We start from the raw sequence: 22,179 nt of genomic DNA, 5'->3' as shown, positions 1-22,179 counted from the left end.
GTCGTTACCGACATGACGAACTCGACCCAACAAGCGCTTCGACTCCGAGGCCCGTCGGACCGCACTCCCCGGAGCGTCCGATGTCAATCCTTTTGCCCTCGACCGCAGATGAGTGTGTATGGGCCTCTTCGACCGGCTGCGAGGGAGCGACACGCCGCGCGTGGCGTTCATCGGGATCGACGGCCTCTCGTACCGGCTCGTCGCCGACAACCCGGAGACGTTCCCGACGCTGTCGGCGATCGCGGACGACGGTGAGGGGGGACAGATCGACAGCATCGTCCCGGCGGAGTCGAGCGCCTGCTGGCCGAGCCTCACGACGGGGACGAACCCCGGCGAGACCGGCGTGTACGGCTTTCAGGACCGAGAAGTCGGCTCCTACGACACGTACGTGCCGATGGGACGCGACGTGCAGCGCCCCCGGGTCTGGGACCGCGCGACCGACGCGGGACTCGACGCGACCGTGATGAACGTCCCTGTCACGTTCCCGCCGCAGCGGACCGTCCAGCGGATGGTCTCAGGCTACCTCTCCCCCGACCTCGACGCGGCCGCGCATCCCGACGAGTTCCGCGAGTACCTTGCCGACAGCGACTACCGCCTGTCCGTCAACGCGAAACTCGGACACAAGGCGGACAAGACCGCGTTCCTGGACCACGCCCGCGAGACACTCGACGCCCGCGCCGAGGCCTTCGAGCGGTACGTCGAGCGCGACGACTGGGACCTCTTCGTCGGCGTCTTCACCGCCCCCGACCGGGTCAACCACTTCCTGTGGGGCGACTACGAGGACGGCGGCCAGTACCGCGAGGACCTGCTCTCGTTCCACGCCGCCATGGACGAACACGTCGGCTCGATCCGCGAGGCGCTCCCCAGCGACGTCACGCTCGTTGTCGGCTCGACGCACGGGTTCAGGCGCCTGCGGTACGACGTGTACTGTAACGAGTGGCTCGAACGCGAGGGGTGGATCTCCTACGCGGACGACGACCCCGACTCGCTGGCCGACGTCGACGACGACGCCCGCGCGTACTCGCTCGTCCCCGGCCGCTTCTACCTCAACGTGGAGGGCCGCGAGCCGAACGGCGTCGTCCCCGAAGGCGAGTACGAGGCGACGCGCGCGGAGCTACGCGAGGCGCTGGAGTCGTGGACCGGCCCCGACGGGAATCCCGTCGCAGACCGCGTCGTCGACCGCGAGACGGTGTTCCGCGGCGACCATGCCGCCATCGCTCCCGACCTCGTCGTCCTCCCGAACGACGGGTTCGACCTCAAGTCCGGGTTCCGTCCCCACGACGGCGTCTTCGACCCCGACGGACCGCGGACGGGAATGCACGCCTTCGACGACGCCGCGCTGTTCGTCGACCACCCTGACGCGACGGTCGACGACGCCGACCTCCTCGACGTCGCCCCCACCCTCCTCCGACTGCTCGACATCGACTACGGCCGCACGGACTTCGACGGTGCCAGCCTCGTCTGAACGGCTCCGACGCCTTCCGCAGTCTCGTCTGAACGGCCCCGACGCCTTCCGCGACGGCCGCACGCCGTGGCCGACCGAATTGAAGTGACTCCACCCCCACCGACGGGTATGGAACGCACCCCCGACGGGACGCCCGTCGGCGTCGACGACCGCTACGCGGTCGCCGGCGTCTGCGACCACCTCACCGACGACGGCCGGTGCCGCTTCGCGCTGACCCGGGCGGGCGACGATCCCGAGTTCGCGGCCGCCCGACGCGCCGACAGCTACGACTGCCACGTCGGTGCCGACGGCGAGTGGCGCGCGTGCCCCCACTATCGGTCGACGACCGACGCGAAGACGTGTGTCCGGTGCGGGCTCGAAAACGTGCGCCTGGCTCACGACGACTCCCGCCCGCTCGTCGAGGAACACCACCTCTCGTACGGCGGCGACGACTCCCACGAGATCACGGTCGGCCTGTGCCGCTGGTGTCACGCGAAAGTCCACGAGTCGATCGCCCGCATCGACGACGACGCGAGCCCGGATCCAGAAGCGATCGCCGAACGCGAGCGGCGGCGAGAACGAGAGCACTCGGCGTCGGCGTTCGAAACGGCCAGCGAGACGTACGATTTCGACGAGTGAGGAAGCCGCACGGCCGTAGAAACGGGGCTCCCACCTCGACCGCCCGTCCGAGACTCCAGTCAGGCGTCTTCGGCCGGTCGGATCAGGTTCGCCAGCGCGACGAGCAGTCCGAGGAACCACCCGAGCGGAACTGAGATGCCGATCCACATCAGGACGTATCCCAGTCCCGGTAGCCCCCACTGCTCGCCGAAGGTCTCCAAGTCGAACGCGCCGCGGAGCGTCTCGTTGATCCCGCCCACCGAGAGGAACGTGTCGAGGATCCACCGCGCGAGCTCGTAGCTCGGCGGGAGGATCAGCTCCTCTAACGTCGGCGTGACGAGCGCCGCGACGACCGGCGGTAAGAACAGCGCCGTCATCGCGAACGGGTACGCGAGCAACACGCTGACGAACCGCCCACCGAGCTTCGAGAAGCCGGCGGCGAAGGCGGCCGAGACGACGGCGACCGCGCTGGCGGCACCGACCGCGATCACGGCGTCAAAGGGTAATTGAAGGTGCGTGATTACCGTGAGCGTCCCCCAGACGACGGCGGCGACGATGACCGCGCCGGCGACGCCGATCCGGGTGACCGCCGAGTCGAGCTTCGCCGCGTAGTAGCGCGTGGCGAACCCGACGAGCAGCAGTGGGTACGCGACCGCGACGAGCGGCGCACCTAGCACGGCCCAGAGGTAGTAGCCGACCGACTGCACGGCCGTCTCGGGCTTCCACTTCCCCAGGACCGCGCTCGGGTCGAGCTGTCGCGGGAAGACGACTTCCATCCACGTCTCGTGGAGGCGGACCACGTCCAAGAAGAGCGCTTCCACCAGCCCGGTTTGTCCTCGGCGTTCCATTTGCCTCACGTCGCGCGCGGCCCGACGTGAACTTTGTGCCTTCGGCTGCGGGGTTCTCGCGACCGATACCCGCGCCGATAGGCTTAAAGAACTGCGTAGACCTACCCGAACGCATGAAACGACGTGGGCTGCTCGCGGCGCTCGCAGCGTCGACTTCGGTCGCAATCGCCGGGTGCGCCGGCGAGGACGGGAGCTACGAGTTCGACGCCGAACCGGCGCGCATCCCGGAGAGCGCGTACGCCGAGGGGTTCTCCGGTGAGGATCCGGAGTCGTTCACCATCGATCAGGAGTTCAACGCCGCGGGCGTGAACGCGGACGTGTCCGCGACGACGTGGATCGCCCGCTACACCAACCAGACCGTGGGATCAGCGCTGTTCGTGGCGAGTACCCCCAACGCTTCGATCGGCGGGCAGTCGGTCAATCCGCTCGTCCGGGCCGACGACGCGGAGCTCATCCGGCGGCTCCTCAGTCAGGTCGACCAGCAAGGGATCGGCGGCAACGGCACCGACATCCAAGCCGACGACATCGAGAAGCGCGGTGAGGAGACTCGGACGATCCTCGACGAGGAAACCTCCGTCTCGATCCTCGAAACCACCGTCAGTGCGGAGGTCAGTGGCGACGGCGGTCAGAGCGGCTCTGTCGAAGACATTCCTGTCCTCGTCTACATCGGCACCGTCCAGCACGACGACGACGTGATCGCGCTGGTGGGCGTCCATCCCGTCGAGATCGACCAGTCTGACCAACTCCTCTCGATGATGGAAGCGGTCGAGCACTGACCGCTTCTAACGACCGCTTCGCCTTCCCACCCACGTTCCACCCGTTTTCGAAACTCATCTCCGCACTCGTGGCGCCGCAGTCATGCGATTATTTTCTCGAGCGGAAGCTTTCACCTCCGTAAGTCATTTATAAACGATCGGCCGGAGTGAGAGATCCCGCGGGTACAAGACGCGCCTCGCGGTCGCCGGGTCGACTGTTGACCTCGGCCGTTCCGAGAGCTATCGCTTGGCATCCGCGGCCCGTTCGCCATGATCCGAACCCGATCGCTTCGATGGGTGTCGGTCGGAATTGTGATCGGTGGTGTGGTATTATTGCTGATCTCAGGTACATTCGCAGCTTCTGGCGATCTGTGGGACGTAGATCGTGCGAGTGACATTGAGATTGGCGTGGAACAGGAGCAGGTAATCACTAATATAGAAGTCCTTGATTCTAGTGACCCCGTTAGAATTCATATTGGAGAACTTGTCGATTCAGGGGCGAAATTAGATCACAATCAGACATCCTATTGGATAAGTGTAAATGGAAAAATTAGGAACTCTGGAGTATATCTAGAAAATCCAAACTCTCCTAACGCAACCGTTATCATTTCCACTTCAGCGATTCCTAGATATGGGCGATTTGATCTCCATATTAATAATATAGACACAACAAACGTCAGCAAATATAACCAAAGGGGTGAGAAAATAAACCGGAATATCACCTACACCGCTGAACAAGGTAAAACAGACGCAATCGTTAATTTTAGCGTATCTTCTTCCATTTCTGCTAGATTGAAACCAGATACTTATACTGAATCTGCGCGGACAGTTCTTTATAATTATTCGAAAAGTTCAAGTCTAAATATAAATAATTCTGTGACGATCTGGAGAAAAAATAATAATGGAACTATCGGTGAGAAAGTTAAGACATTAAATGTAAGTAATAGACATATATCACTTAGAGATACAGACATTGAGGGCGAGACAAGGCTGACTATCGGTGTTCATTCCCCTATACATAAACATGGGCTAGATGCGATATACTCTTTGCATACGACAACTGTCAACGTCTCGGTACCTGCTCAGATTGTAAGAAAGCCATTATATTATAGCAGGTCTACCCCGACTCTACTGCTCGAATTTAACACCAACATATCGGATTCTCAGGGACATATTATTACTGATTTTTCTAACAAAGACGTAGAAAGCGTCTATCTTGCTGAAAATACTGATAAGTACGATATAAATGGAAGATATTTGTACGTTTACCCACTCAATGACCGGCACAATTCTTCACATAGGACTCAACCAGAAATTGATGAAATAGAAGTCAATAATATTCATTCTACCACAAGCAGGAATTCCCACGAAGAAAATTACATCTCTCTTGTCCGTGTGGAAAAGATGATCTCAGATAGTGGTGAATATACTGTCAGTCTGGGTTCAAATATTGGAATTAGACTAGGAAACAAAACAGGGTACAAGTTTTCTAAACCTAATGGAAACACAGTCAGAAAGACCGACTCCCCTGATTCACGGACAATTCACAATCTTAGTACGGTCGGGCTTGATACTGGGTATTATAATATAGGTACAGAACCCAATCTTGAAAATCCCACAGTACAACTGGTAAATTCGACAACAACCATTGAAGCTGCTGACACGGTGACTAGATCTCAGATTGCGATTGATATTGGAGCAACCGGAACTAAGCGAACTGCTATTCTCAGCATTTCAAAGTCAGGATTTGAAGAAATATATCGGGATCACATTCTCTTGGATCCCGACGACAATACACGCAGATCTATTTTTGTTTCTCAGCCCGGTACGTACACAGCGAAAATACGTGACTTAGACACGAATCAAATCATCACTCAAGATGTGCGCGTCGTGGAAAACAGGAACCCAACTGTATATAAAAGTAACACTAATAACGCGTCTGTAGGTGGCAAATCTAAATTTTATATTAATTCGACATATGATAATTCTACAGTATACCTGACATCCACAACAAATAGCACCACAACACTCGAAATGACAACTACTGATACGGGACCCACTCCCGTATCGATCAACACGTATGCGTCGCCGAACTCTTCAGCGTTCGTCACGACGGGGTCCGGAGTTGACATCGAGTCGGTCACGGGCCATACTGACCCGCTCTCGCCCGGAACGTATAATCTCACGCTGCGGTCGGAACACGGCACCGAGACCGCCACAGATACCGCCACGGTCACGGTCGGACCCCGCTCGACTGGCAACCTGACCGCGTACACGACGCGGGCGGCCTCGGCGGGCGACTTCGCGAACGCGACCGAGATACGCGAGGCGATCGCCGACGGAACGCTCGCACCCGCCGCGACTGCGACCGCGAACGACACGGTCGTGTACGGGGTGAATGCGTCCGGACTCACCGGCCTTCCTGCGGCCGCGAACGCGTCGCTGGAACGCGGGGAGGACCTCGCTCGTCTCGACGGCCTGTCGTTCGGAGTGGCACCGGCAGACGCGGACGACGCGAACGGTTCGACCGAGGGCGAGGCAGTGGGCCGGATGCCGAACGAATCCGCGGTCCACCTCGACCGAGACGGCCTGTTCCTCGTCGCCGACGGAGAGCACGCGTTCGGCACCGAGACACCGCCCGATCCGGGCGAGACGTTCGAGGGCACGTTCCGAGTCGACGACGATCGGTTGCGCGAGACCGCGGCGAACGACCGTCACCGCGTGACGACCAACCTGACCTACGGTGCTCTCGATCCGGCCGACTCCCTCGCGGAGAACGCGACGCCCGAGGGAACGGCCGGAACGAATCAATCGCTCAGTAGCAACGAGACGGCCGGAACGAATCAATCGATTAGTGGTAACGAAACGGCAGGAACGAACCGATCGCTCAGTGGTAACGAAACGGCTGGAACGAACCGATCGCTCAGTGGTAACGAAACGGCTGGAACGAACCAATCGATTAGCGGTAACGAAACGGCTGGAACGAACCAATCGATTAGTGGCAACGAAACGGCTGGAACAAACCGATCGCTCAGTGGCAACGAGACGGCCGGAACAAATCAATCGATTAGTGGCAACGAGACGGCCGGAACGAACCGATCGCCCAGTGGTAACGAAACGGTCGGAACGAACCGATCGCCCAGTGGTAACGAAACGGTCGGAACGAACCAATCGCTCAGCGACAACGAGACCGCCGGAACAGATCAATCGCGTAGTGCCAACGCAACTGTCGAGACGGACCGAGCGTTCGGCGGCAACGGATCGACGGCCGTGAGCGCGCCGGGCGGCCCGACGGCGGCGAACCCGTCCGGGGCGACGGCGGGCACTAGCGCGTCTGGCGGCGGGCCGGCCAGCGGCGGCGGGTCGGCGGCCCCCGGTGGCGGGCCGGTCGCCGGGGGTGGTTCGACAGGTAGGGAGTCGGACGGGAGCGACGGTCCGGGTAGTGCCCCCGCTAACGCCGGAAGTGGTGCTGATCCCGCCGTTTCGCCGGACACTACTACTCCACCAGACTCCGCCGACGCCGCTGCCAGCAACCGTTCGGACCCCACGGGAGGGTCGACCGGCGTGGACGCGAATCGCTCGACGCGTCCCCCCGACGTAGGGACCTCGGTCGCTCCGGGTCGCACCGATATCCCGTCGTCTGCCGGGCCGTCCGAGGCCTTCGGTACCGGCGGCCTCACCGGGGGTGACGGACCCGGCCCTGCGGACCCCTCGGGCGGTGAGCAGTCGACCGCGAACCGCGCCGACGAGCGCGTGGACGCGCAGTCGACCGATTCGGCCGAGTCGTCGACGTCGTCCGAGGCGAGCGGTTCATCTTCCGACGCGGTCGCCCCGAGCGACCTCGGATACGACGACGCGCCGATACGCTCGACCGCGTACGACCTCCCCGGGTTCGGTGCCGTCGCGTCGGCCGCGGCGATCGCGGGCGCGTCGCTGCTCGCTCGGCGCCGCGGCCGCAACTCGTGAACTGCGACGGGGCGGTCGCCACCTCGGAGTGGCCTCTTCACTCGCGCGGTTCACCGCTGGTCCTCGGCCGCCACCCATCGTCGATATGCTTTTGCTCGGCGGTGCCGTCCTCTCGCGCATGAGCGTGACCATCACACCGCCGGAGGAGCGCACCTGCGAACTGTGCGGGCGCGAAGAGCGGTGGGACGACGAGGCCGACGGGTGGCGGATCGCGGCGGAGCCCGGAAACGTCTACTGTATCCACGAGTGGGACATCAACGGCTCGTTCGTTCCCCTCGAAGAGTAGCTTCCGACTGGACGATCTGCCACTTCTGTCGCCCTAGCAAAGTCGCACGTATCATATAAATAGATATAATATTATTCCGGGAGCTAGCAACCGAGATACTTGATCGATTCTGGTCCGTGTTAATTGTTCACCACCCGTGATGAATAATTACCTTATATTCCCTAATGTGTGTACGATGGATCCTACCCCTATCAGGGTCATGCCTTTACCTGTTCATTCGAAGCGAGACGTATGACCAAGTCACGTAGTACCACCCGGGGCGTACGCGACTCGGAGCCCTCGGGTCAGGAGGGGGGACTCGCGGATCCGACGGACGACCGGTCGAACTGCGGGATCGGCGGCGTCGTCGACCTCGACGGCGCGCCCACGCACGAGACCGTCACGGACGCGGTCTCTCTGCTCGAAAACCTCGAACACCGCGGGACGACGGGTGCCGAGGAAAACACCGGCGACGGCGCGGGGATCATGGTCGCACGGCCGGACGCGTTATTCCGCGACGTCGTCGAGGCGGACCTCCCCGAAGAGTACGCGGTCGGCTCCGTGTTCATGCCCCCGGAGCCGAGCGTTCAGGCGGAGATCCACGACGTCATCGCCGAGGTGTGCGCCGTCTACGGGCTGGAGGTGCTCGCGTGGCGGTCGGTTCCGACTGACAACTCCGACCTCGGCGCGACGGCCCTCGACTCGGAGCCCGAGGTGTCGCAGGTGTTCGTCGCCCCCGTCGAGGGCGCGGGGCTCGCCCAGCGGTTCACCAGCGAGGAGGACCGGGCCGACGACGCCGATCCCGACCTGCTCGGCTTCGACCGCGCGCTGTACGCCGCCCGGCGCGAGATCGAGAACGCGGTGTCCGAGGTCGACGGCGCCGGCCGCTTCTACGTCTGCTCGCTCGACCGGCAACGCGTCGTCTACAAGGGGCTGTTGAAGGGGTCGCAGCTCGCCGACTACTATCCGGACCTGACCGACGAGCGGTTCGCGAGCCACGTCGCCTTAGTCCACGCGCGGTTCTCGACGAACACGCTGGGCGCGTGGCACCTCGCGCACCCGTACCGCAACATCGTCCACAACGGCGAGTTCAACACGATCCGCGGGAACGTCAACTGGATGCGGGCCCGCGAGACCGACCTCGACCACCCGGCGTTCGGGGCCGAGCTAGACACGATCAAGCCGGTGATCGACGACCCGAACCAGTCCGACACTGCGAGCGTCGACAACGCGCTCGAACTCCTCCTCCAGACCGACCGCGACCTTCCGCACGCGCTACGGATGCTGATCCCCGAGGCGTTCCGCGACGACGACCTGATGAACGACGACCGCGCCGACTTCTACGACTACCACGCGTCGCTCGTCGAGCCGTGGGACGGGCCGGCTCTCGTCATCGGCTTCGACGGCGAGCAGGTCGCCGGCGTCCTAGACCGCAACGGTCTCCGCCCGTGCCGCTACGAGGTGACGACTGACGACCGCCTCGTCGTCGGCAGCGAGGTGGGCGCGCTCCCGACCGAGCCCGCCGACGTGCGCCGCCGCGGGCGGCTCCGGCCGGGTGAGATCTTCGTCGCCGACCCCGAGGCGGGCCGGATCGTCCCCGACGACGAGGTGTTCGAAGAGCTCACCGACGAGAAGTACGGCGAGTGGGTCGCGGACGGGCAGGTCGACCTCGACGCGCTTACCGACGAGGACGGCGCCGCGGCGGGGATCGACGCCGACTCCACCACCGAGGGCGACGGGGAAGAGTCGAGGCCGACCGTCCGCGCCCACCAGGCCGCGTTCGGCTACACGACCGACTCGCTGAACCACCTCGTCGAACCGATGGCGACCGAGGGGAAGGATCCGGTCGGCTCGATGGGCGACGACACGCCGCTGTCCGTGCTGGCGGACGTCGACCGCCCCCTGTTCACCTACTTCAAGCAGCTGTTCGCGCAGGTGTCGAACCCCCCGATCGACTACATCCGCGAGGAGCTCGTCACCTCGCTGGAGACCCGGATCGGGAACCAGCGCAACCTCCTCGCCGAGACGCCGGCCCACGCCGAGCAGATCGTCGCCGACACGCCGGTTCTGACGGACGCCGAGACCGGAGCGCTTCGCGACCTGCCCGGACCGGGCGAACGGACTCCCGGGGACGAGGGCGCGTCCGACGGCCCCGCGTTCGCCTCCGTCACCGTCGACGTCACCTACGACCGCGACGGCTCGCTGGTCGACGCCGTGAGCCGCGTCCGCGAGGACGCCGCGGCCGCCATCGAGGACGGGGCCGACGTGGTCGTCCTCTCCGACCGCGCCGTCGGGCCGGACCGGCTCGCGGTGCCGAGCCTGCTCGCGACCGGCGCGGTCCACCACCACCTCGTGCGCAAGGGGCTTCGCAACCGCGCGGGCGTCGTCGTCGAGTCCGGCGAGCCGCACGAGGTCCACCACCTCGCGACGCTCGTCGGCTACGGCGCCGACGCGGTCGACCCGTACCTCGCGTACGCCTCGATCGCCGACGTTGTCGCCGGCCCAGACGGCGCGGACGAGGACGAGGCGCTCGGGGCGTACCGGCACGCGCTGGAGGACGGGCTCCTCAAGACGATGGCGAAGATGGGCATCTCGACGATGGAGTCGTACCAGGGGGCCCAGATCTTCGAGGCGGTCGGGCTCGACTCCGACTTCGTCGCCGAGTACTTCGAGGGGACCGAGATCCGCACCGAGGGGATCGGGATCGAGCAGATCGAAGACGACCTCCGCACGCGCCACGCGATGGCTTTCGGCGCTGACCCCGAGCTGGAGACCGTCGGCGAGTACGAACACCGCTCCTCGGGCGTGAAACACGGCTGGAACCCCCAGACGGTCGGCACGCTCCAGCAGGCGGTCCGTGGGGGCGACTACGAGCAGTATCAGGAGTTCGCCGAACTGGTGAACGACCAGACTGAGGAGCTCCAGTCGCTGCGCGGTCTCCTTGAGTTCGACTCCGACCGCGACCCCGTGCCGGTCGAGCAGGTCGAGCCGGTCGAGTCGATCGTCGAGCGCTTCTCGACGGCCGCGATGAGCCTCGGGAGCCTCTCGCCGGAGGCCCACGAGAACAACGCCATCGCGATGAACCGCCTAGGCGCGAAGTCAAACACGGGCGAGGGCGGCGAACCGCCGGAGCGGTTCGACACCGAGAAGGAGTGTACGGTCAAGCAGGTCGCCTCCGGTCGGTTCGGCGTCACCTCGGAGTACCTCGCGAACGCCGAGGAGCTCCAGATCAAGATGGCGCAGGGGTCGAAGCCGGGCGAGGGCGGCCACCTTCCCGGCGAGAAGGTGAACGAGATGATCGCGCACGTCCGGTGTTCCACCCCCGGCGTCGGGCTCATCTCGCCGCCGCCCCAACACGACATCTACTCGATCGAGGACCTCAAGCAGCTCATCTTCGACCTGAAGGCCGCCAGTCCCGAGGCCGACGTCAACGTCAAGCTGGTCTCGGAGGCCGGCATCGGCACCATCGCGGCCGGCGTCGCGAAGGCGAACGCGGACGTCGTCCACGTCTCCGGCCACGACGGCGGGACGGGGGCGTCGCCGAAGACCTCGATCAAGAACGCCGGGCTCCCGTGGGAGCTCGGGCTCGCGGAGGCGAACCAGATGCTGCGCGCCACCGGCCTGCGCGACCGCATTCGCGTCTCGGCCGACGGCGGACTGCGGACCGGCCGCGACGTGGCGGTCGCGGCCGCCCTCGGCGCGGAGGAGTACATCTTCGGCACCGCCTCGCTCGTCACGTCGGGCTGCGTGATGGCCCGGCAGTGCCACGAGAACACCTGTCCGGTCGGCGTCGCGACCCAGCGCGAGGACCTCCGCCAGCGGTTCCCCGGCCAGCCGGATCACGTCATCAACTACATGACGTTCATCGCGCAGGAGCTGCGCGAGATCATGGCCGAGCAGGGGTACACCGAGCTGGCGGAGTTCATCGGTCGGCCCGGGCTGCTCGCCCAACGCGACACCGACCACGAGAAGGCGAAGCACCTCGACCTGTCGGCGGTCATCGCCGAGCCCGCCGGCGAGTCCCGCACGAAGGTCCGAGAGCAGGCGCACGGCGGCATCGACGACCTGCTCGACTGGGACCTCATCGACGAGGCCGCGCCCGCCATCGATGACGGTGCGCCGGTCGCGCTCACCCGCGACATCCGCAACGTCGACCGCGCGGTCGGCGCGACGCTCTCGAACCGCATCGTCTCCGAACACGGCGGCGAGGGGCTCCCGGACGACACGGTCTCGTGCCGCTTCGACGGCGAGGCGGGCCAGAGCTTCGGCGCGTTCCTCGCGCCGGGGATCACGCTGGAGCTGTCCGGCGCCGCCAACGACTACGTCGGCAAGGGGCTCTCCGGCGGCCGGATTGTGATCGACACGCCCGCGGAGGCGTCGTACGATCCGACCGAGAACGTCGTCGCGGGGAACGTCTGTCTGTACGGCGCCACGTCGGGCGAGATGTACGTCAACGGCGTCGCCGGCGAGCGGTTCGGGGTCCGCAACTCCGGCGTCAGAGCCGTCGTCGAGGGCGTCGGCGACCACGGCTGCGAGTACATGACCGGCGGCGTCGTCGCCGTCCTCGGCGACACCGGCCGCAACTTCGCGGCCGGGATGTCCGGCGGCATCGCGTACGTGTACGACCCCGACGACCGGTTCGCCGACCGGGTGAACCGCGGGATGGTGTCGGTCTCCGAGACGCTGGAGGGGTCCGACGAGCGGATGCTCCGCCGCCTCGTCGAGAACCACCGCGAGTACACCGACAGCGAGCGCGCGGCCGAACTGCTCGACGACTGGGAGGCCGCGCTCGACGACTTCGTCCGCGTCTTCCCCGACGCGTACGCCGAGGTCATCGCGGAGGGCAAGGGCGCCGACGTGCGCGAGGAGCCGCCCGCGCCCGCCGCCGCGGTGCCGGACGCCGACGCCGACGCGGCCGGGCAAATCTCCGGCGACGACTGATTCGCACCGCCTCTCACGGCACCGTCGAAGCCCGCGGTCGGCGATGGATTTCGACAGCCTGGAGGCGTACGGAACGCGTCTCTCGCACCGAGCGATTCCCAGGTCAGTCGCCACAGGATTATTATCGCCTTCGTTACTGGTCGGACCTGTGTCCGTGGACGAACACGGTCGCGACAGCACCGAGCCCTTACCGTCTCTCGATCCCGTCTCCCACCGGTTCAGCGTATGACCTCGAAATCGCGGGACCGGCCGGCCGGACTCGTACCGGTGGCCCTTCTCATCGCGCTCGCAGGTGAACTCCTCGGCGTGCTCCTCCTCGTCAAGACCGCCGTACCTACTCTCTTCCTCGCTGCGGCGAGTCTGCTCGCGCTCATAGCCGTTAATACGATCCGATCATCCGAACCGGACACGCACGAGCCGATCTGAAGCGACGAGACGAAGTGATCGACGGCGCCGGTTCAGGCCACTCGCCCGTCTCGACGGGACGCCGGTGAATATTTCACCGGCCACCGAGGCCGACCGGTCTCCCGATCAGTCGTCGAGCGACTCCGCGTCGACCTCGCTCTCCGTCGCCCGCTCGACCGCGCGGTCGACGTGGCGCTCGCGGGCGCGCTCGACGAACTCCTCCGGAAGCTCGTCTATCTCGCCGGCCTGAACGCCCCAGAGCTTCGCGTAGAGGCCGTCCGCGGCGAGCAGTTCGTCGTGGCTCCCCCGCTCGACGACCTCGCCGTCCTCCAACACCAGGGCGGTGTCGGCGTCGGTCACAGTCGAGAGCCGGTGCGCGATGACGAACGTGGTGCGGTCGGCCGCGAGGCGGTCGAGCGAGCGCTGGATCAGCATCTCCGTCTCGGTGTCGACCGCCGAGGTCGCCTCGTCGAGAATCAAGATCGCGGGGTCCTGAAGCACGACTCGGGCGATCGCGAGTCGCTGGCGCTGGCCGCCCGAGAGCTTCACGCCGCGCTCGCCGATCCGCGTCTCGTAGCCGTTCGGGAGTGAGGCGATGAACTCGTGGGCCTCCGCGGCCTTCGCGGCCTCGACGACTCGCTCGCGCACCTCGCTCTCCTCGGCGTCCGCTTCATCGATCCGCGTGAACCGCCCGTAGCGGATGTTCTCGGCGATGGTGCCGTCGAACAGCGTGGTGTCCTGCGCGACGTAGCCGACCGACGAGCGGAGGCTCTCGACGGTCACGTCGCGGACGTCGTGACCGTCGACGCGGATCGCGCCGTCGGTCACGTCGTACAGCCGGAGGAGGAGCTTGAGCAGTGTCGACTTCCCCGCGCCGGTCGGTCCGACCAGCGCGACGGTGTCGCCCGGATCGGCCGAGAAGGAGACGCCGCTGAGAACCTCCTCGTCGGCGTCCTCGGGGTCGACGAGGGCGTTCCCGGGGTACGCGAAGGAGACCTCGTCGTACTCGACGGCGCCCGCCACGCCGCCGTGGTCGGCCGCGGCGTCGGCCGCGTCGCCGGTCGCGTCGTCAACTGCGTCCTCCGTCGCGTCGTCGACCGTGCCGTCGACGCCGCGGCCGCGCTTACTTCCGCCGTCGCTCCGGGTCTGGCCGCCGAGTTCGATCGCGTCGTCGTCGTCCTCGATGCGGACCGGGATGTCGCGCAGGCCGAACACGCGCTCGCAGGAGGCCTTCGCGTTCTCGTACTGGTCGATGATGTTCGACACCTCCGCGAGCGGGGCGACGAACTGCTGGGTGAGGAGGACGAACGTGACGAACGTCCCGACGGTCAGCTCCGTCGAGAAGGGCCCCGGCGGGCCGTTCGCGAGCCAGAAGCCGCCGACCGCGAAGGTGGCGGCGAACGCCAGCCCGGCGAGCAGCTCCATCCCGGGGCGGTAGACGTAGTTGAGCCGGAGGATCGACATCGTGCGCCGGAAGTACGAGAAGGAGGCGTCCTCGACACGCTCGCTCTCGTGGGCCTCCGTGTTGGAGGTCTTCACCAGCTCGACGCCCGAGAGCGCGTTCTCGAGGGCGGTGTTGAGGTCGCCGACGACCGAGCGCTGCGCGACGTACCGGGGTTCGACGGCGCGCATGAACCACAGCGTGAAGAGGAACATCAGCGGGATGGCGGCGAGGGTGATCACGGCCAGCTCGTAGTTGTAGTAGACGAGGACGGTCGCGATCCCGACCACCATCACGCCGAGGCGCGCGGAGTTCTGGAGGGCGTTGTCTAAGAACACCTCCAGGTTCGAGGCGTCATTGTTGAGGACGGACATGACCTCGCCGGTCTGCTTGTCGTCGAAGAAGGTCATGTCGAGCCGCTGCATCTGGTCGAAGGAGTCGGTGCGGACCGCGTGCATCACGCGGTGCGCGAAGTTGTTCGCCGCGATGCCGTAGACGTACGTGAACACGCCCGTCACGATGAACGACCCGAAGATGAGGATCACTGAGAGGCGGAACTGGGCGGCCTCCGCGGTCGGCAGCCACGCGTCGGGAACGATCGGGAGCGTGTAGGGGCCGGAGCCGGTGAAGACGGCGTCGATGGCGACGCCCAGCACCACCGGCGGGATCAGCCCCGCGACCCGGGCGACGACGTTGGCGACCATCCCGATCACGAGCCAGTACGCCTCGGACGCCCCGTACTCGCGGAACAACCGCCCGAGCGGTCGGTCCACCCGGTCGCGGTACACTTCGAAGGCGTTGCGCTCGTCGGCAGCCATAGCCGTATGAGCGCCGGAAGCCCCATGTATCCGGCGGCTTCGGCGGCCCGTTCCGGGTTCCGACGACGCGAATCCTGGCCCCCGAGGAGGCGAACAAACCCGCGTGAATACAGCGGCACGCACCTCCGAGCGCCCGAGGGGGGCGCGAGGAGCGCGACGAGGCCGGGGAGGTGTGTGGAGCGGTGCCGTGCGGGGCGGGGCTTCGACGGTGTTCGCCGTCACTCCGCAATCGGCCGCGACTGTGACGGGAATCACCCCAGAGCCGTCGGTCGGGTTCGGTCGCCGGACCGTTTAATAAGCGTCACGCGAACCCACGTACGTGGACGAACTCGTCGTGAGCACGGAGGTGTACGCCGACCCCGAAGACGTGTACGCGTTCCTGCTCGACTTCCCGCAGTACGCGAACTACTCCGAGTACCTCCGAGAGGTCGAAACGGTCACCGGCGACGGCGGCCCCGGCACCCGGTACGCGCTCACGTTCGCGTGGTGGAAGATCTCCTACACCGCCCGCTCCGAGGTGACCGGCGTCGAGCCGCCCGAGCGGATCGACTGGGAGATAACGAAGGATATCGACGCCGGTGGCTGCTGGCGGGTGACGCCGACGTCGACCGACGGGGGCGGAGCGGCCGCCGAGGAGACTGACGACGCGCCCTGCGAGGTCGCGCTCGAAGTCGAGTTCGACCCCGGCTCCGCCAGTCCGGACGCACTCGACCTGCCGCGGCTCGTCTCGTTCGACTGGGTGTTGAAGAAGGCGATCCCGCTGATCCGAAGCGAGGCCGAGCGCGTCGTCGAGCGCGCCGTCCGCGACTTGGAGGGATCGCGACGCGACGTGGACCTCGACGTGTACGTCGACTCCGACCGGATCTGAGCGTGGGCGGCGCGCGGTCCAGTCGGTCCACGATTCGAAGCCCTTAAGATATTCACCGCGGAACGAACGAATGCGTTCGAGGGCTCGTAGATCAGTGGTAGATCATCCCCCTGGCACGGGGAAGGCCCGGGGTTCAAATCCCCGCGAGTCCATCCTTTTCCTCACTTCGTTCGCTTAGTCATTCCCTCGTGTGGTCCCACTCGCTCGCTGTGCTCGCTCGCGGGACCCCCGCGAGTCCGTATTTTTGCCCCGCGAGAAACGCTGCGAGCGACGTAGACCTGTAACGAGCGGTGACTTCTCCTGATTTGCCATTCTAAATATCAGCAAGTTTGAATAATATTCATACGGCGGATCAGAAAGATAAAACCGCTATATGGCGGCTTCGAGCTACCCTGATGATTGGGACGAGAGGCGCAGAAAAGTTTATTCACGTGACAATTATACCTGCCAACAATGTGGTGCCCGGGGTGGGTCGTCCGGAGATACTGAACTCCACGCGCATCACCTTACGCCACGATCTGAGGGTGGTTCTGATTCGTTAGATAATCTTCAGACGCTCTGCGTTAACTGTCATAATAGTCAACACAAGCACGACATCACACGGGATACAACTCAGAACGACCAACAGGATACAGTGAATAACCACTTGTCTCGTGTATACACAATTTTACCGTTTTTCTTTTTCGTTGTAATTAAGCACCTGATAGCTCCGCTCGCTGCTGGCTATGGTTATTTCTACATTTTGAGTGAAGCATCATCCACTGCGGGAAGTATACACTGGCTTCTCACACCTATTGTGCTGCTCGTACTCGGAACTACTGGTGGGATCCTCGGCCTTCGTTTCCAATCTGTTGTCTTCAAGTCGTATCTCCTCGTGTTCGGGATCCTCGCTTGGTACGTTTCCGGCCAAGATCCGACATTCATTGAGAGATTAGGTAGGATTATGACAGACGCTCACTGGCTTGAAGCTCTTATCGCAATTCCCACGGTTCTGTTCGGTCTGTTCGGACCTTTGCTAATTACTCTCGGCACACGGATAACGGGGACTACAGAAAGCAATCGGATTAATTGGAAGCCGTGAGGACGGCGACGGTCTCCCGGACGGAGAAGTTTCGCGGCAGGTCGCTCATCGCTTGAACCACGAGGCGTCCGGTTCGGGCGCGTCGATGTCCGGCTCGCGGGCCTCTTCGGCCCGCCGCCAGCGAGCAGGCTTCAGCAGTTGGCCGCGGGCGACGACCCCGCGGCAGCACGCGCCGATTCGGTCGGGCCGCCGCACCGCGCTCGGCGGACGGACGTGGAGACACACCGCCATCGCGAGCGGGAGACAGAGGAGCGCCGCGACCGCCGCGCCGAGCGCGACGCCGACGACGCCGAGCGCCGCCAACGCCGCCGTCCCCGTCACGAGTTCGGTGACCGCGTCGACACCCTCCCCGTACCCTTTCCGACCGCCCTCGGGCGGAACGTCGACGGCGAAGGCGGGCACGCGGTCGCCGTCGAGGTTCGCGTCCAAGAGCGCGCCGTACTGCGCCTGCCGCCGGCGGTCGTCGAGCAGCAGGCTCTCGTAGCGCGTTCCCGCCTCCTCGACGACCACGCCGTTGACAGGGCCGAGCGCGCGGTCCGGCAGCGTCGTCGCCTCGCCGTGGTACCCCGGCGCGAGGTGGCAGGTGCCGCTCGCGGTCCGCGCGGTCAGGAGCCCGGGATAGGTCGCGGACTCGGACCGCTGACCGTCGGGATCGGCGGCCGCGTCGGTCGCGTCCGAGGATCGCTCCGCCCCGATGTATCTCGTCGTGAGCCGTGCCGCGCGCTCCGGTACGGAAACGGGGTGAAAAGACGTTATCCCCGGTTCCCGTCCCTACTCCGCGACCGCCGCCTCCACGGCCCTGCTCTCCTCGTTCGTCAGGTCGTAGCAGTCGCAGAGGATCTAGTCGATGAGGCGGTCGGTCTCCTCGATCCCCGCGTTGAGAGCACACTCGCTCGCCCGACCCTACTCCGGCCACGCCTCCCGCTCCCGCCGGTCCGTCTCGCGAGAAAGCTCCGGCGGCACCTCCTCCAGCAGGGCCGGCGCGAACGACCACCCGACGTGCCACGCGACGACCTCCTCGTCTAGCTCCTCCAGCCGCACGTCCTGTTGCCCGTAGTACTCGCCGTCGACCGTACAGGAGCCGCCTCCGTCCGTGATACAGACCTCCCCGCGCTCGTCGTAGGTGATCTGGACGTGGGCGTCGCGCGCGCTGTCGACGAACTCCCACGCGAACCGGTCGCTCCCGACGATATCCTCGCGGCCCGCGAAGTAGTCGAGCGCCGCGGCCACCTCGTCCTCGACGGGCCCCGTGACCGCGCCGTCGTCGGCGCGCAAGTGGATCTTCAAGCGCCGATGCGTCGCGAGCGTGCTCGTCGCGTTCATCAGCCCGGCCGGCTCCTCGCCGTGTTCGAGCCCCTGAACGTGGCCGAGCTCGTGGATGATCGTCGCGTTCATGTCCGCGTCGGAGACCCGGGGATCGACGGTCGCGGTCATCGGCGTCCGCGGCTCGTCGACGAGCAGGTCCGCGCAGCCGAAGTACCGCGTGTCGTTGCCCTCGACGCCGCAGCGCTCCACGCGGTCGAACCGGAGAACGACGTCCGCCCGCGACTCGTCGCTCACCCGCTCGTAGGCGACGGGATAGCCGAGGTAGCGCTCGTCGTTCCGCTCCCAGTACCCCGTCGCGGCCGCCGCGACGCCGGAGACGTTCCGGTCGACCGCCGCGTCGTCGACGTAGAGGCCGAGCGTCGTCTCCCCGTACGGGCTCGGGTGCGACAGCGCGACCGCGCGCTCCCGCGTCCGGTTCGCGGTGGTCACGACCAGCGGGTGGGCGCCGCCGTCGCGTCGCACGTCCGCGAACGTGACAGACACTCGGCGCTCCGCGCCGCCGTCGAGCGCGACCGTCCGGTTCGCGCTCGCTCCCGCGCCGTACCGGATCCGGACCGTCTGGGTCCCGGCCCGGTCGCCGACGTTCCTCACCGTCGCCGCCACCGAGAGGTCTCCGCCGTACTCGACGCTGTCGGGGGCGTCGATCGCGGAGACCGCGAACGTCGCCGCGCGGGCCTCTCCGACGACAATCGAGCGGGTCGCCGTCGCCCCGCCGACGGTCACCGTCAGGTCGTACTCGCCCGGGTCGAGCGCCGCGGCGTCGACGCCGGCCGTCACCGTCAGCGTCCCGTTCGCCGGGACAGACCGGTTCTCGGCGACCAACGTCGCGTCACCGACCCGGACCGTCACCCGAACCGGGTCGAGTCCCGCGGCCGAACCCCCCTCGCCCGCGGATCCGCCGTCGCCCGCGAGCCCCTCCCACCGCGCGGTCGCCGCGACCGTCGCCCGCTCGTCGTGGCCGAGCGACTCCGGGGCGGAGACGGACTCGATCGACGGTGACGGGTCTCCGGGGGGGCCGGCCAGCTCCCCGCCGAGCCCGCCGCAGCCGGCGAGCGCGACGAGCAGCGCGACCGCGAGGACGGCGGTGGTCTCACGCATCAGTGATCACAGCCTCCGACCCGGACGCACATAACGTTCGTTCCACTCACCCGCCCCGCTCGGCGGTCGCGACCGGCGTCCGGTCGGTTCCGTGCTCCCCATCTCACGGAACGACACGCGCTTGTCCGTCCGCGCCTAACCGCACACGTGACGCTTCGAAGCGACGTGCTCGCGGCGATCGGCGCCGACCGCGGGGCCTTCCAGACACGCCTCTCTGCGCTGACCGACGAGTACGACCTCGACGGCGTGACGCTCCCGACGCACTCGGACGCCCCCGCCGAGCGGGAGCGCGAGGCGCTGTTCGTCGACCGCGTCCGCGCGCTCGACGACCTCCCTCTCGGCCTCACGCTCACCGGCCCGGCGTACCGCGACACGCCGATCGTCTACGTCAACCGCTGGTTCCGCGAGTGGACCGGCTACGGGCTCGACGAGCTCCGCGGTCGGAACCCCCGGCTGTTTCAGGATCCGGACGCCGCCGCCGACCCCCGCGCGGACTTCCGCGAGGCGCTGTCGACGTGGTCCGCGGTCACCGTCGAACTCCGCAACCGTCGCCGGGACGGTACTCCCTTCGCGAACCGCGTCACGCTGCGGCCGCTGTTCGGGGACGCGGGGACCGTCACGCACTGGGTCGCGGTCCAAGAGCCGGAGCCGATCGACGGGCCGGACGCGGGCGTCGAGTAAAATCGCCCCCGAACGCGCCCCTCACCGCAGCGTCGACGTGGGGACGACGGACGGGAGCACGCCCCCGCCGGTCGCGTCCTCGACGACCGCCTCGGCGGCGTGTTCGCCGCTGAGCAGGCACATCGGCATCCCGATGCCGGGGTTGGTGTACGCGCCGACGTAGTAGAGGCCGTCGACGCCGGGGGCGCGGTGGGCGGGGCGGAGCGGCCCCGTCTGTTCGAGGGTGTGCGACAGCGCCAGCGCCGTGCCACGGGGCGCGTTGAACCGCTGCCGGAAGTCGGAGACGCAGGCGGTCTCCTCGAAGACGATCCGGTCGCGGAAGTCGACGCCGGCGTGTTCGGCGAGGTCGTCGAACACCAGGTCGCGGAACCGCTCGCGCGTCTCGGGGTCGTCCTCCAACCCGGCCGCCAGCGGGACGAGCAGGAAGACGGCCTCGTGCCCGTCGGGCGCCGCCTCGGGGTCCGTCTTCGACGGGACGTGGACGTAGTATGCGGGGTCGTCGGGCCACGCCGGCTCGTCGAAGATGTCGTCGAAGTGCGGCCGCCAGTCGGTCGGGAACACCAGCGTGTGGTGGTCGAGGTCAACGTCCCTCTCGACGCCGATGTACGAGAGGTACGCGGAAGGCGCGTACGTCCGCGACTCCCAGTACGACTCGCGGTCGACCGTCCCGCTCGGGAGGAGGTCGCGCTCGACGTGCGGCGGCGGTGCGTTCGCCACGACGCGGTCGAAGCGCGCCGACCGCGCCGCCGCGGTGGACTCGCCCCTCGCGCGTCGCTCCGTCTCCACGGTGAACGTCGGTGTCGCCGCCGGCACCGACGGCTCGATCGCGGTCACCGGCTCGTTCGTCCGGATCGTGACCCCGAGGTCGCGCGCGAGGTCGGCCATCGCGTCGACGACGCTCGCGATCCCGCCGGTCGGATGGTAGACGCCGAGGTTCATGTCGACGTGGCTCATCAGCGTGTAGATCGCGGGCGTGTTGTACGGCGACCCCCCGAGGAACACCAGCTTGTACTCCGCGATCTGGCGGAGCTTCTCGCTGTCGAAGTAGTCGCCGACGTAGTCGTCCATCTCGCGGAGCTTCGGCAGCGCCCGCCCGGACCGGAGCACGTCGGCGTCGACCATGTCGCGCAGCCGCGACCGGCTCGGGTAGACGAACCGGTCCATCCCGAGCTCGTACGCCTCCGCGGCGTCGGCGAGGTAGTCGTCGAGCACGTCGCCCGCGCCGGACTCGTACGACTCGAACAGCGCCTTCTGTCCCTCGCGGTCGGCCGGCATCGACGCGCGGTCGCCGTCCTTCCAGATCACCTCGTACAGCGGGTCGAGCTCGACCAGGTCGTAGTAGTCGTCCGTCGATCGCCCGAAGTGTTCGAAGAACCGGTCGAACACCTCCGGCATGAGGTACCACGACGGGCCGGTGTCGATACGGAACCCGTCGCGCTCGATCCGCCCGGCGTACCCGCCGGGGTGCTCGTTGCGCTCGAACACCGTCACATCCGCCCCGGCGTCGGCGAGGTACGAGGCCGTCGAGAGCCCGCCGAAGCCGGCGCCGACGACGGCGATCGACTCCCCGGCCAGCGGCTCGGTCGCCTCCGATAGGTCCGCGTCCGGTTGGGGTGTCATTACG

General features: G+C 66.2%; 15 protein-coding genes, 1 tRNA gene and 1 pseudogene. 12 read left to right on the top strand and 5 right to left on the bottom strand.

The features are described 5' to 3' along the window. The first annotated feature begins 118 nt into the window (after window positions 1-118). Window positions 119-1,465: an alkaline phosphatase family protein gene (locus EXE47_RS04045; RefSeq protein ID WP_086216102.1), complete on the top strand. Its 1,347-nt coding sequence runs from the start codon at window positions 119-121 to the stop codon at window positions 1,463-1,465. Window positions 1,466-1,573: 108 nt separating this feature from the next. Next, the gene (locus EXE47_RS04040; RefSeq protein ID WP_137708030.1) at window positions 1,574-2,083 is read left to right on the top strand and encodes a hypothetical protein; all 510 of its coding nucleotides are present in this window, start codon (window positions 1,574-1,576) and stop codon (window positions 2,081-2,083) included. A gap of 59 nt (window positions 2,084-2,142) precedes the next feature. On the opposite strand, the gene EXE47_RS04035 is transcribed toward EXE47_RS04040, so the two are convergent. Next, window positions 2,143-2,883 (bottom strand): hypothetical protein, encoded by a 741-nt coding sequence (locus tag EXE47_RS04035; protein ID WP_137708042.1) that lies wholly within the window; start codon window positions 2,881-2,883, stop codon window positions 2,143-2,145. Between the two features lie 140 nt (window positions 2,884-3,023). Here EXE47_RS04035 and EXE47_RS04030 point away from each other — a divergent pair, with 140 nt between their 5' ends. The 5 genes from EXE47_RS04030 to EXE47_RS18395 all read left to right on the top strand — a co-directional run bounded on the left by EXE47_RS04030 (window position 3,024) and on the right by EXE47_RS18395 (window position 13,263). After that, the gene (locus tag EXE47_RS04030; RefSeq protein ID WP_049931114.1) at window positions 3,024-3,686 is read left to right on the top strand and encodes a DUF6517 family protein; all 663 of its coding nucleotides are present in this window, start codon (window positions 3,024-3,026) and stop codon (window positions 3,684-3,686) included. 2,013 nt (window positions 3,687-5,699) lie between these two features. Next, window positions 5,700-7,631, top strand: a complete 1,932-nt coding sequence (locus EXE47_RS18655) for a hypothetical protein (protein ID WP_199237860.1) — start codon at window positions 5,700-5,702, stop codon at window positions 7,629-7,631. Window positions 7,632-7,749: 118 nt separating this feature from the next. Continuing rightward, window positions 7,750-7,917 (top strand): HEWD family protein, encoded by a 168-nt coding sequence (locus tag EXE47_RS18650; RefSeq protein ID WP_167373064.1) that lies wholly within the window; start codon window positions 7,750-7,752, stop codon window positions 7,915-7,917. Window positions 7,918-8,148: 231 nt separating this feature from the next. Beyond that, a complete protein-coding gene (gene gltB / locus EXE47_RS04020; RefSeq protein ID WP_094520399.1) occupies window positions 8,149-12,837 on the top strand; it encodes a glutamate synthase large subunit in 4,689 nt (1,562 codons plus the stop codon). Window positions 12,838-13,104: 267 nt separating this feature from the next. Beyond that, a complete protein-coding gene (locus EXE47_RS18395; RefSeq protein ID WP_155120034.1) occupies window positions 13,105-13,263 on the top strand; it encodes a hypothetical protein in 159 nt (52 codons plus the stop codon). Between the two features lie 105 nt (window positions 13,264-13,368). Here the strand turns inward: EXE47_RS18395 and EXE47_RS04015 are convergent, their stop codons facing one another. Next, on the bottom strand, window positions 13,369-15,501 hold the full coding sequence (locus EXE47_RS04015; RefSeq protein ID WP_137708029.1) for an ABC transporter ATP-binding protein: 2,133 nt from the start codon (window positions 15,499-15,501) through the stop codon (window positions 13,369-13,371). Between the two features lie 319 nt (window positions 15,502-15,820). On the opposite strand from EXE47_RS04015, the gene EXE47_RS04010 reads away from it, so the two are divergent. From EXE47_RS04010 to EXE47_RS18880, 4 genes and pseudogenes are all read left to right on the top strand, one after another. Further along, the gene (locus tag EXE47_RS04010; protein ID WP_049931104.1) at window positions 15,821-16,369 is read left to right on the top strand and encodes an SRPBCC family protein; all 549 of its coding nucleotides are present in this window, start codon (window positions 15,821-15,823) and stop codon (window positions 16,367-16,369) included. A gap of 80 nt (window positions 16,370-16,449) precedes the next feature. After that, a tRNA-Ala gene (locus EXE47_RS04005) sits at window positions 16,450-16,521 on the top strand. Between the two features lie 221 nt (window positions 16,522-16,742). Beyond that, a pseudogene (locus tag EXE47_RS18885) lies at window positions 16,743-16,970 on the top strand (HNH endonuclease); the annotation flags it as partial. Window positions 16,971-17,003: 33 nt separating this feature from the next. Further along, window positions 17,004-17,450, top strand: a complete 447-nt coding sequence (locus EXE47_RS18880) for a hypothetical protein (protein WP_241997551.1) — start codon at window positions 17,004-17,006, stop codon at window positions 17,448-17,450. Between the two features lie 45 nt (window positions 17,451-17,495). On the opposite strand, the gene EXE47_RS03995 is transcribed toward EXE47_RS18880, so the two are convergent. Together EXE47_RS03995 and EXE47_RS03990 are read right to left on the bottom strand one after the other, a co-directional pair. Then, window positions 17,496-17,960 carry a hypothetical protein gene (locus EXE47_RS03995; protein ID WP_094552880.1) on the bottom strand — a complete coding sequence of 155 codons (465 nt, stop codon included), beginning with the start codon at window positions 17,958-17,960 and terminating at the stop codon, window positions 17,496-17,498. Window positions 17,961-18,353: 393 nt separating this feature from the next. After that, the gene (locus EXE47_RS03990; protein ID WP_137708027.1) at window positions 18,354-19,874 is read right to left on the bottom strand and encodes a matrixin family metalloprotease; all 1,521 of its coding nucleotides are present in this window, start codon (window positions 19,872-19,874) and stop codon (window positions 18,354-18,356) included. Between the two features lie 147 nt (window positions 19,875-20,021). On the opposite strand from EXE47_RS03990, the gene EXE47_RS03985 reads away from it, so the two are divergent. Further along, a complete protein-coding gene (locus EXE47_RS03985; protein ID WP_089307872.1) occupies window positions 20,022-20,555 on the top strand; it encodes a PAS domain-containing protein in 534 nt (177 codons plus the stop codon). Window positions 20,556-20,576: 21 nt separating this feature from the next. On the opposite strand, the gene EXE47_RS03980 is transcribed toward EXE47_RS03985, so the two are convergent. Beyond that, window positions 20,577-22,175, bottom strand: coding sequence for an NAD(P)/FAD-dependent oxidoreductase (locus tag EXE47_RS03980; RefSeq protein WP_137708026.1), 1,599 nt, complete (start codon window positions 22,173-22,175; stop codon window positions 20,577-20,579). Window positions 22,176-22,179: the final 4 nt, after the last annotated feature.

The sequence above is a fragment of the Halorubrum sp. GN12_10-3_MGM genome, from assembly GCF_005435235.1.
GTDB classification, from domain to species: Archaea; Halobacteriota; Halobacteria; order Halobacteriales; family Haloferacaceae; genus Halorubrum; species Halorubrum ezzemoulense.
The sequence above is the reverse complement of the archived record's forward strand: the minus strand, read 5'-3'. Positions and strand labels throughout refer to the sequence as shown.

Excerpts from the sequence above, each read along its gene's own strand:
- EXE47_RS04045 (WP_086216102.1), top strand. The coding sequence starts at position 119 with ATGGGCCTCTTCGACCGGCTGCGAGGGAGCGACACGCCGCGCGTGGCG.
- EXE47_RS04040 (WP_137708030.1), top strand. The coding sequence starts at position 1,574 with ATGGAACGCACCCCCGACGGGACGCCCGTCGGCGTCGACGACCGCTAC.
- EXE47_RS04030 (WP_049931114.1), top strand. The coding sequence starts at position 3,024 with ATGAAACGACGTGGGCTGCTCGCGGCGCTCGCAGCGTCGACTTCGGTC.
- EXE47_RS18655 (WP_199237860.1), top strand. The coding sequence starts at position 5,700 with ATGACAACTACTGATACGGGACCCACTCCCGTATCGATCAACACGTAT.
- EXE47_RS18650 (WP_167373064.1), top strand. The coding sequence starts at position 7,750 with ATGAGCGTGACCATCACACCGCCGGAGGAGCGCACCTGCGAACTGTGC.
- gltB (WP_094520399.1), top strand. The coding sequence starts at position 8,149 with ATGACCAAGTCACGTAGTACCACCCGGGGCGTACGCGACTCGGAGCCC.
- EXE47_RS04015 (WP_137708029.1), bottom strand. The coding sequence starts at position 15,501 with ATGGCTGCCGACGAGCGCAACGCCTTCGAAGTGTACCGCGACCGGGTG.
- EXE47_RS03990 (WP_137708027.1), bottom strand. The coding sequence starts at position 19,874 with ATGCGTGAGACCACCGCCGTCCTCGCGGTCGCGCTGCTCGTCGCGCTC.
- EXE47_RS03980 (WP_137708026.1), bottom strand. The coding sequence starts at position 22,175 with ATGACACCCCAACCGGACGCGGACCTATCGGAGGCGACCGAGCCGCTG.